This window comes from Sphingorhabdus sp. (genome assembly GCF_044239665.1).
Taxonomy (GTDB): Bacteria; Pseudomonadota; Alphaproteobacteria; order Sphingomonadales; family Sphingomonadaceae; genus Sphingorhabdus_B.
In genome coordinates this window covers 1-11075 of record NZ_JBIIBA010000040.1, presented here as the reverse complement: position 1 = coordinate 11075, position 11075 = coordinate 1, and the positions used below count along the sequence as shown (strand labels likewise).

The 11075-nt window shown below is 55.6% G+C and carries 9 protein-coding genes; all 9 read right to left on the bottom strand.

What is annotated here, in order from left to right; translation table 11 throughout:
- Positions 1 to 544 precede the first annotated feature (544 nt).
- Positions 545 to 1846 carry an alpha/beta hydrolase family protein gene (locus ACILP3_RS09995; RefSeq protein WP_395616489.1) on the bottom strand — a complete coding sequence of 434 codons (1302 nt, stop codon included), beginning with the start codon at positions 1844 to 1846 and terminating at the stop codon, positions 545 to 547.
- Positions 1843 to 2832, bottom strand: a complete 990-nt coding sequence (locus tag ACILP3_RS09990) for a LysR family transcriptional regulator (RefSeq protein ID WP_395616488.1) — start codon at positions 2830 to 2832, stop codon at positions 1843 to 1845. Before ACILP3_RS09990 ends, ACILP3_RS09995 begins: the two co-directional genes overlap by 4 nt.
- A gap of 140 nt (positions 2833 to 2972) precedes the next feature.
- Positions 2973 to 4559: a BCCT family transporter gene (locus tag ACILP3_RS09985; protein WP_395616487.1), complete on the bottom strand. Its 1587-nt coding sequence runs from the start codon at positions 4557 to 4559 to the stop codon at positions 2973 to 2975.
- A 33-nt stretch (positions 4560 to 4592) separates the two neighbouring features.
- Positions 4593 to 5099 (bottom strand): sarcosine oxidase subunit gamma, encoded by a 507-nt coding sequence (locus ACILP3_RS09980; protein ID WP_395616486.1) that lies wholly within the window; start codon positions 5097 to 5099, stop codon positions 4593 to 4595.
- Positions 5092 to 7953, bottom strand: a complete 2862-nt coding sequence (locus ACILP3_RS09975; RefSeq protein ID WP_395616485.1) for a 2Fe-2S iron-sulfur cluster-binding protein — start codon at positions 7951 to 7953, stop codon at positions 5092 to 5094. The genes ACILP3_RS09980 and ACILP3_RS09975 overlap by 8 nt, the downstream gene beginning before the upstream one ends.
- Positions 7950 to 8222, bottom strand: a complete 273-nt coding sequence (locus tag ACILP3_RS09970) for a sarcosine oxidase subunit delta (RefSeq protein WP_295493115.1) — start codon at positions 8220 to 8222, stop codon at positions 7950 to 7952. The genes ACILP3_RS09975 and ACILP3_RS09970 overlap by 4 nt, the downstream gene beginning before the upstream one ends.
- Position 8223: 1 nt before the next feature.
- Positions 8224 to 9477: a sarcosine oxidase subunit beta family protein gene (locus tag ACILP3_RS09965; RefSeq protein WP_395616484.1), complete on the bottom strand. Its 1254-nt coding sequence runs from the start codon at positions 9475 to 9477 to the stop codon at positions 8224 to 8226.
- Entirely contained in the window at positions 9474 to 9809 is a 336-nt protein-coding gene (locus tag ACILP3_RS09960) for a cupin domain-containing protein (RefSeq protein WP_395616483.1), read from the bottom strand. The genes ACILP3_RS09965 and ACILP3_RS09960 overlap by 4 nt, the downstream gene beginning before the upstream one ends.
- Positions 9806 to 11020 (bottom strand): aromatic ring-hydroxylating dioxygenase subunit alpha, encoded by a 1215-nt coding sequence (locus ACILP3_RS09955; protein ID WP_395616482.1) that lies wholly within the window; start codon positions 11018 to 11020, stop codon positions 9806 to 9808. The genes ACILP3_RS09960 and ACILP3_RS09955 overlap by 4 nt, the downstream gene beginning before the upstream one ends.
- Positions 11021 to 11075 lie beyond the last annotated feature (55 nt).

Sequence of the window (11075 nt, the reverse complement as noted above, 5' to 3'; positions counted from 1 at the left end):
AAATCATCCCGCAAGCTAATCGATGCTCCCATGTCACCTCCTCCAAATGAAGAACAACATAGAATCAGACTTTCAACCGATTGGGAATCCCAAATCTGAGTCAGCATCAGCGCACGCTGGTATAAGGTGCCTCAGGCCGCAAGACAACGTCTGAATATGGGTCGTATCCGGAACGTCTCCTTCTGGTGATTGCCCTTTGTGGTGGCCCGTCCGTTGCCAGTTCCGGCGTCGCGTCACCGTCCAATCGGCTATCGCCGCACTTGATTTATGCTCTAGTCCATTGTAATATAACGGCTGTTCTTTGACAGCCAAATGCGGCATCCCATAACACCCGCCTACGCGCGTCTCTCCCGCCGCAATGCTGTAGGAAATTTTATTGCGCGCCCGATATATTGCGCAATTTGGTCAAATGCGATTTTGGTGTGAACTTGCCAGCAATTCTGAGGCTTTTGGGGACTGCCTTTGCGGCGGGGGCGCTTTGCGTATATCCACGGCTTCGCGAACAAAGTCTGACGTTTTGGTAAGTGACGGAGCGGTACTATCCTTACTTCGCGGCTGCCTGATGCTGCAACATCATCCCTTGTGCATGGCGGCGTTGGAAGCCCTTCCATAATGTCACGCCTTCGCCGCCGGGGCTATAGGCGCCCCATGCTGTTCCGGCAGGCGCATTCCATTGCCCGTCATCCGAATTTTCGACAGCCACATTCAGATAGGCCGCCTTGCTGTCGTCTTTTCGCAGATGCACGGCCAGAAACGCAGTGATGAAATGCAGGTTGATGGCGTTCAGCCGGTCTTGCCGCCAAATGGGGTCTTCAAACCAGTCCATATCCCACACGGTCCCGCGCATTTCCGGCGGGGCTGGGTTGAGGGCAATGGCATGGCCCGCCTGTTTATAGGTGAGCAGATAGCGGTGGCTGTTCACCGCGCCATTAAAGACCGCCAGCGCGCCGCTTTTATAATCCACCACAGGGTCGCTATCGCCATGGATCAACAGCAAAGGCGCGGTGAGCGCGGCAAGACCTTCTGCGCCCCATAAGCTGCGTGGCGCGCCGCCAGCCGGTGCCAGCGCGACAATGGCCTTCACCCCTTTTAGCGCCATGGCATCGGCCTGCGCCCGTCCCCGCGCAAATGTCTTGAGCCAGCCGCCCGCGACCAGATCCATATTCGGCCCTGCCGGATCCAGCGATGCCCCGCCAGCGGTCAGCACGCCATAGCCGCCTTGTGAATAGCCAATCAGCGCAACATTATCCGCGTCGATCAGGTCGCCCAAAACAGCGCGCAGTTCGCCTGCGACAAAGACGATGTCGCGCGGTCGGTTGAAATTGGGCGCGGCGCGGGTGCTGGGTGATGTGACATAGGGGTTTGGGTCATTGTGATGGATCGCCGCAACGACATAGCCTTTGGACGCCAAATTTTCGGTCAACCACGTCATCATGGCGGGATTATTGCTATAGCCATGGCTGATGATCACCAAAGGATGCTTGCCACCTGCTGCCTTCGCGCCACTGACCGCCATGCCTTTTTGCGTAAAATTGACCGGTGGATGCGGGGGTTCGGCCCACAGGCTTCCGCGATAGATAATCGGCTTTGCGCCATTTTTGACCGTTGCGGGGTACCAAATATCCACCCGCAAATTGCGATCAACAAGCGGGACTTCAGCGCCGTTAGGATTTGGCTTCTCGACATCCGGCTGATTTTGATGAGTAAGCAGCACCGAACGGAAACCAACCTTATTTGGGCCCAAGGCCGCAAGTTCCGGCGCGTCAACGCCCGGCATACTCGGGACACCCGCATGGACGGGTGCGACGAGCAGCGCAAGGCAAGCAAGCCAGATGTTGCGGATCATGCGATCATCTCCGCGCCGTCGAGCGTTGGAGCCGGCCATGACAATTGCTGAGCCATCCAAGGATATTCGGCAATCAGCGGCGGGAAGGTTTTTTCCTGCAAGACCTGCTGACACAAAGCCGCCGTGCGCTGCGGAATATCGCCCAGTTCATCCATCCGCGCCACAACCTGAACTGCGCGGGAGAAGCGCCCACGCGTCATCGGTTCGGCACGCAGTTCGGGCAGAAGCTCCGGCACCGCCGCCAAGCATACTGGCGTTGTGATGGTCCATCCAATGCCTGCGGCGACCAACGCCAATTGCTGATGCGAGGATTCCACTTCGACCATCTGCGGCAGTTTCAACTTCATCCGAACAATCTGGCGTTCGATTTGCTGGCCGGTGCCCGTCAGGCGGGAAAAACGGATGAACGGCAGGGATGATGGCACGCCGCTTATGTCCAATGGCTCGCGAAAATCTTTCGGGAAAACCATGATGAAGCTTTCCTCAAACACAGGGTGCAGTTCCACCGTGTCGCGATGTTCAAGGCTGAAGCTGCCGGTGACCATCATGTCGATGTCCCGCGCCAGAAATTCGCCTTGATGCTCCAGCGATATGCCTGAGCGGATGTTCCATCGGTCTGCCCGCGGCCCAAGATGCTGCAGAATAGGCGCGGTAAGTTCATTGGCCAAGCTGAAGGACATCGCAACCGTGATGCTAGAAATGGGAAGATTTGCACCTTCGCGGACCTCATCATAGGCAAGGCGGGCATGGGCGATGAGCTTGTGACCGCGCGCAAACAGCGATTTTCCGCTTGCCGTTAAGCCCAATGGGCGCATCGTGCGGTCAAATAAGGATGCGCCAATACCGATTTCCAGCCGGGCAATCGTTTGCGAAACCGCCGATTGCGTGACCTGCAGATGCGCGGCGCATTGCGACATGCCGCCAAGTTCAACGGTCATGATGAACACTTCCAATGCGTGCAGATCGAATTCCTGTGGCAATTTCATACAACAGCCCCTTGAAGCGCTCAGGCAAAGCCAATGGCTAATATTACCTGCGCTAATGGCTATTCGAAACTTTACGTAATGATGCCATGCATTTTCGACATAGGCGGATTATGTTTCAGCGGCGTTGCATGCTTGCATCACTATACCGGGTCATCCGCACTAACCGGACGTCGATGTAAGGCCAGTAACCCTTTTAATGTGCCGACGCACATGCCCAGCAAGATGAAGGCCAAGGGCAATCCCGTGGCGATAGCGCCTGCCTGCAGCGAGGTCAGACCGCCATTGAGGAGGAGAAGGACGCCGATACCACCCACCGCAACTAACCAGATTGTCTTTTGCTTCAGCAACGTGTCGGTGCGACCACCCGCTGTCATCGTATCGATGACCAAAGTACCCGAATCCCATCCTGTCACGAAAAAGATCAGGATGAGGGCAATCGCCACAAAGGAGGTGAGTTGCGCCCAAGGTAGCGCCCCCAGCAGTACAAATAATTGCGTATCGAGCGATGCTTTGGCCAAGTCTGCGCCATTGCCAGCAACAATCTGCGCAATGCTGGCATCGCCAAAAATAGTCAGCCACAATATGCCGAGCAAGCTTGGCGAAATCATAGCCCCGGCAATAAATTCACGCACCGTTCGGCCCAATGAAATACGCGCCATGAACATGCCGACAAAGGGGGCCCAGCTCATCCACCACGCCCAATAATATACGGACCAATCATTGTAAAAGCCCGTGTCCGTGCGCCCAACGGGGTTGGATAAAGCCGGGAGCAGTTTGAGATAGTTATAAATGTTGCTGGCAAGGTCGCTAAGCAGTTGCAGCGTGGAGCCCGTGGTCAAAACGAAAACCAACAACGCAAAGGCCACCCACATGTTCACTTCGCTCAAAATCCGGATGCCACGATCAATGCCGCCCCGGATCGACAGAAAGGTGATGCCCGCCATCACGAAGATCAGCGCCAATATCGTCAGAGACGAGCTTGTCACGTCATAGAGATAGGCAATCCCTGCCATTGCTTGTTGCGCACCAAGGCCAAGAGACGTCGCCAGCCCAAAGATTGTAGCGAGCACCGCCAGAATTTCCAAAACATCGCCTGTACGGCCCCAAACAGCCTTGCCGAACAGGGGGTAAAATGCAGACCGCATGGACAATGGCATTTTGAAGTTAAAGTTGAATAAGGCGAGCGCCAGGCCCGTCACGGCGAAAATCGCCCACGGGTGCAGCGCCCAGTCAAATATGGTCGCCGCCATCGCGATGCTGCGAGCTGCAGCAGCATCACCAACGGCGCCTCCCAATGGCGCCGCAGGTCCACCGGACATAGCCGAGGTGAAATGGGTTACCGGTTCGCCAACGCCATAAAAGACAAGGCCGATGCCCATGCCAGCGCCAAACAACATCGCAAACCAAGACAGTCGCGAATAATCGGGCGTGGCACCTTTGCCGCCTAAGCGGATTTTACCCAGCGGCGACACCGCCACAACAACACAAAACAGCAACAACAGATTCCCCGACGTCATGAAGAACCAGTCGAAATGGGAAACGGCACCACTGCGCAAAGCGGCGAACAGGTCCGTCGACGCTTTTGGCGCAATCAGGCTGAATAATATGACCGCGAAGGAAATGAACGCGGTTGGCAAGAAGACAGCGGGATTGATGTGCATCCCGCCCCAATTGCGATTGGACTGGCCGTAATTGCCCAGATCTATTGCTTTATCCCAATCTGCCATTGAACCCTCCCCCAAAGGTGCGATGCCGCTCGGTCAATGGCGTGCGGCCATGGTCATCGCCATCCAAAGCCATGCAGAAAAACTACGCCAAACTTCGACATGGAAACGATCTTCTGCCGCACGCATGACTATGATTTCGACCGTTTCATAAATGGTTCGCGTGGCTTGACCGACCGCAAATTGGCCAAGATCAAGCGGGCATCCCGCCATCAAAATTTCCGATGCGCGCGGCCCTTCGACGATAAGGCATATGGACCGTTCGCTGACATCGGTCACCGCCACAGGCAGACCTTCCCCGGTCGGGATCGCCGTACCAACTTCGCTACGTAAAAACCATTCATCGGGACCAAGGCACATAATGCCGCCTTGGGATGCACCGATTTTCCTTGGCATCTTGACCTTTAACAAGCCTTCCAAATCCTCCGCATTGTGCGCCCGCAACGCGTGACGCTGCATCGGCGGCGCAAGGCTGATACGGACACCCTCCGCTACAAAGGGAGTATCGGACACAGGCTCATGACGAATAAGGGCCTCAGACATGAAGCCGCGCTCCTTCCGGGTCGTAGAAAACAAGGCCGCTGACTTTGGCCGTATGCGTCTTGCCTGGCATCGGAATATGGAGCGTATTGCCCGTCATATCATGTCCCCCAGCAACCAGTGCCATCGCAATCGAACGGCCAAGCGTCTCGCTCCAATAGGACGATGTCACATGGCCAATCATCGTCATCGGGATCGGTTGCTTGGGGTCAGCAACAATCTGCGCGCCTTCCTCTAACACAAGATTCGGGTCGTCGGTCAGCAGGCCGACCAACTGCTTACGGCCCAATGCGACGATATCCGGCCGGGCCATGGATCGTTTGCCAACAAAATCAGGCTTTTTCTTGCCCACGGCCCAATCGAGACCGGCGTCAAAGGGCGTGACTGTACCGTCAGTATCTTGCCCTACAATGATGAAACCTTTTTCGGCGCGCAAAACATGCATCGCCTCGGTACCATAAGGCGTGATGCCATATTGCGCGCCCTGCGCCATCAATTGTTCCCACACAGCCCGACCATAAGCCGTCGGCACGTTGATCTCAAAGCCCAGTTCGCCGGTGAAGCTCACGCGGAACAAGCGCGTTTCTATGCCGCATATTCTGCCCTCCCGGATCGCCATATGTGGAAAGGCCTCTGCCGACAGGTCAATGCCCTCCAATAGTGGTTCAAGAACCTTGCGTGCATTGGGGCCTTGCAGGGCAATGACCGCATATTGCTCGGTCGTGCTCGTTAACCACACGTCAAGGTCGGGCCATTCGGTCTGGAGATAATCCTCCATCATATTCAGCACGCGCGCCGCGCCGCCAGTTGTCGTGGTCAGGTGGAACCGATCTGGTGCCAGCCGTGCCGACACACCGTCGTCGGTGATAAAACCATCTTCCTTCAACAACAGGCCGTAACGGCACCGTCCGGGCTCGAGCGCCTTCCAAGGATTGGTATACATGCGGTTTAGGAATTCGGCGGCGTCGGGACCGACAACTTCAATTTTACCCAGCGTCGATGCATCAAAAATACCGACCGACGACCGCACCGCAACACATTCACGGTTCACGGCGGCATGCATATCTTCACCTAGATGCGGGAAGTAACGTGCCCTTCGCCATTGTGCGACCAGTTCAAATACCGCGCCATGCGCTTGCGCCCAGTCATCGATATTGGTTGTCCGTGTGGGTTGGAACAAAGCCCCTTTGGCATGTCCGGCCAATGCCCCAAATGTCTGCGGCGTGTAAGGCGGACGAAAGCTCGTCAGCCCAATATCGGTAACGGGCTTATGCAGCGCGGACGAAGCGATTTGCAGGCCGTTGAGATTGGATGTCTTGCCTTGGTCGGTCGCCATGCCATTGGTGGTGTAGCGCTTGATATGCTCGATAGAACGAAAGCCCTCACGCACCGCAAGCTTGATATCCTTTGCCGTCACATCATTCTGGAAATCGACGAACGCCTTTATGCGGCTTTGGTCCTTAGGCGTCGGCAACATATCGATAATTGCGCCCGCGCCAAAATCCCAATCACCCGAACATCCACCAACACAGTGCACATTTTCATTTGGCACATCTGGGACATAAGCACCCAGGTCATCGCGCCATTTCAGGCTGCCCTTGCTGTGCGACCATAAATGCACGCTTGGCGTCCAGCCACCTGCCATCAACAGCGCGTCACAATGAATGCGGTGTACCTGCTGACTGTCATAATCGCAGATATCGATGGAACGGACATTATGCCTGCCGTTCACGCCAACAACGCCGTGGTTCAAGTGAACTGTGATGCCCAGACGGCTGGCCTCAAGCATTAATGCGCTGTCTACGCTTTCACGAACATCGATAATGGCGGAAATGCCAACGCCCGCTTTGGCCAGTGCGAACACATCATGCCAGCCGCTATCGTGCGATGCCATTAACGCCAGCGCTTTACCCACCGCTACGCCGTAACGATTGGCATAGACCTTCGCAGCGGACGACAGCATCACGCCGGGTGTGTCATTGCCATCGAAAACCAAAGGTCGTTCGATAGCACCTTGCGCCAGCACGACTTCACCTGCCCTGATGCGCCACAATTTCTCGCGCGGCGCCTGCGTTACATCAGGAAGATGGTCGGTCAGCCGCTGCACCGCGCCAATGAAATTGTCGTGATAATAACCGAAAGCCGTCGTGCGCGTCAGGATCGTAACATTGGGTGCATCGGTCAATGCTTTGACGCTACGCTCCAGCCATGGCCATAAAGCAGGGTCCGCCAAAGCGCCGCCGCCCAATTCATCCTGCTCATCTATCAGGACAATACGCTTGTTTGTATCCATAAAGCCAAGTGCGGCGTCGATACCGGCGGGCCCTGCACCAATAATCAAAAGGTCACAATGCGCGTAGGTTGATGCATAAACATCGGGATCTTCGGTGGTCGGTGCATCGCCGAGCCCCGCCATTTTGCGAATGGCTGGTTCGTACACTCTGTCCCAAAAAGAACGCGGCCACATGAATGTTTTGTTGTAAAAACCTGCCGGAAAAAACATGCCCAGCCGGTCGTTAATCGCACCAAAGTCCATCGCCAAAGAGGGCCAGCGATTTTGACTGGTCGCAATGAGTCCATCGTGGATTTCAACACCCGTCGCCCGCAAATTAGGGGTAAATCGCCCTGGTCCACGATTGACCGAAATCAGGGCATTTGGTTCCTCGCTGCCCGCCGCAACTAGCCCGCGCGGGCGGTGATATTTGAAGGATCTGCCGAACAGCATGACACCATTGGCGAGCAAAGCCGACGCCAAACTATCCCCCGCAAAGCCGTGATAGGTCTTGCCGTCGAAATGGAATCGAACAGGCTGGCTGCGGTCAATGCGTCCGCCAGTTTCAAGGCGAAAGCCACTCATCGGCGCGGCTCCCCAGCTTTATATGTGGTTTCAAATTTATCGGTCACGGTATCGCGCACCGCGTTAAAGAAACGTCCGCAACCATGGATATGCCGCCAGCGTTCATGGTGCCGCCCACGCGGGTTGGCGCGAATGAACAGATAGGTCTCCCAATCCGCGTCGCTTTGACCGGATGGGTCGAGCGGCCGCGCAATATGCGCCTGTCCTGCATTGGCAAATTCAATTTCCGGACGCTTCTCGTCACAATATGGGCAGTGGATCAGGATCATATCAATGCGCCACCGCTGCTGCTGCCGCTTCGTCAATCAACCGCCCATTGCGGAACCGGTCGAGGTTGAAGGGGGCGTTGATCTTATGCGGTTCATCTTTTGCCATGGTATATGCCAACAAGTCCCCTGCACCCGGCGTGGCCTTAAACCCGCCCGTGCCCCAGCCACAGTTCACGTAAAGCCCCTTGACCGGCGTCTTACCCAATATCGGCGATCGATCGGGCGTCACATCGACGATGCCGCCCCATGTCCGCAACATCCGCATCCGACGGTAAATCGGAAAAATCTCGCAAATGGCCGCCAGAGTATGTTCCACAATGTGCAGCGCGCCGCGTTGCGAATAGCTGACATATTGGTCTGTTCCCGCGCCAATCACCAACTCGCCCTTGTCCGACTGGCTCATATAGGCGTGGACCGTATTCGACATCACGACGCATGGGAAAGTCGGTTTGATCGGTTCGGACACCAGTGCCTGCAAAGGATAGCTTTCGAGCGGAAAGTCGAGGCCCGCCATTTGCATGATAACCGACGTGTTACCCGCAGCCGATACGCCGACACGCTTTGACCCAATATAACCGCGCGTGGTTTCCACGCCCTCTACGGCGCCATCGGCACCGCGACGAATACCCGTCACGGCGCAGTTCTGAATGATATCGACGCCCAAAGCAGCCGCCGCACGCGCATAGCCCCAGGCAACCGAGTCATGCCGTGCAGTGCCGCCGCGCCGTTGCAGTGCAGCCCCCAAGACCGGATGCCGCGCGTCTGGCGATATGTTCAATGGCGGGCAGTAAGCCTTCGCCTGTTCGGGCGTCAGCCATTCATTATCGACACCGTTGAGGCGGTTGGCATTAATGTGCCGTTGAAGGCTTTGTACGTCATGCACATTGTGCGCGAGCATCATGACGCCGCGCTTGGAATACATGATGTTATAGTTCAGCTCCTGACTGAGGCCATCCCACAATTTCACCGCGTGATCGTAAAGATGCGCGCTTTCGTCATACAGATAGTTGGAGCGGATAATCGTCGTATTCCGTCCGGTATTGCCGCCACCGATCCAGCCCTTTTCAAGCACGGCGACGTTAGTAATCCCATATTTCTTGGCGAGATAATATGCCGCGCCCAGACCATGCCCGCCGCCGCCGACGATAATTGCATCATAAGCAGGCTTCGGCGCAGCATCGGGCCATTGCTCAGGCCAATTTTGATGCCCCCCAAACGCTTTCGTAAACAGGCTTAACGCGCTGAAGCGGGTCATGCGGCACCCGCAACCAAAGGGGTGTAAACAATTACCATCGTGCATCCGTTTTTGCTGCCCGCCCGATGCATGGTACCGGGCATACGCAATAGGAAATCACCGGGACCATAGCTGGCATCATCATCAAAAAAATCACCTTCAATGACGTAGATTTGCTCGATCTCGTCATGTGCGTGCATCTCGCCCAAGGGGCCGGCGGCAATTTTCGTCACCATCGTGCGGTACCCGCGCGGATCATCGATAAGTGAAAGGTTGGTTTCACCGGACCGCTTGCCCGGCTTCCAGCCATCACCCGTCATCTTTATCGAACCTGATATAGGAAGTGTCGTCATCTTGTCTCCGCCTTCAACGCCGCCCTGGCTCGGTCGACATAGAAATCTTTGAAATCCTCAACCAGCTTTTCCTCGACAGCATAGGGCCCTTGTACATAGCCGTCATTCGCAATGCCTTGATGGTTAACCATAGAGAAATATCCATCTTGCACATTCGTAGCCCGCCACAACGCGGCAAGATGATCAGGATCGTAATCAACCCCTTCAACAGCATCCTCATGTACCAGCCAGCTAGTCCGAAGCAGAGTTTTGTCGGGGCCAATCGGGGTCAGAGAAAATGTGACCACATGATCGCAACAAAAATGGTGCCAGCTATTGGGCTGAGTCCAGACCGAGAGGCTCGATGTTTCCGGCGCCTTGAATGGCCCAATCAGTTTTTGGCACGCAAGCTTGCCATCAATCGATTGCGTCACCGCGCCGTTTGCCAATGCCAAACGCGCGACGCGATGCCACCAACCATCGGGAAACTCGATTAAATCATGGCCAATGCCTAATGCCTGCCATTCTGCACGCTTTTCTTCCAGATGATCATCGGCAGGCGCGTCCTTGCCGAACCCTGTTGTTCCTAACACGCTGATCAGTTCGGGGTGGCCCGCGTCGCAATGATAGCATTCGCGGTTATTTTCCATAACCAGCTTCCAATTGGCGTCTTCGATATAATCATCCTGAACCGCAACCTTTAGCTTTTCGAGGTCATAGACAGCGATCTGGTTCACAATGTCAGTTTTCACACGATCCATCGGCGGCGGATTGTCGCTGAGGCAGATGAAAATCAGCCCACCGACATTTTCCAGCGCAACTGGACTCAAGCCATGGTCTGCCTTGTCGAAATCTTCTGCCATACTGCGCGCAGCCAATAATTGCCCATCAAGGCCATAGGTCCATTGATGATAAGGACACATCAAACGTGGCGCACGACCGCGCTGTTCAAGGCAGACCTTTGCACCGCGATGCCGACAACTGTTCCAAAATGCCCGCACCTCATTATCGCGCCCACGCACGATGATGATGGAGTTATCCGCCAGTTCGAACAGGAAATAATCGCCCGGATTTTTCACATGGGCGACGGTGCAGGCATATAGCCAGACCGATTTGAGCATGACCTGCGTATCGAATGCGAACGCTTCATCACTGACATACAAGCCACGCGGCAACGTATGACCTTTGCGGTCATTGGCAAGCCAGTTGGCGATCGGGGCGAAGTGCGACACGGGTTTAGCTCCTAAGTGCCATGTTGTCAGGATCGAAGGGTGAATCGGTTATGAT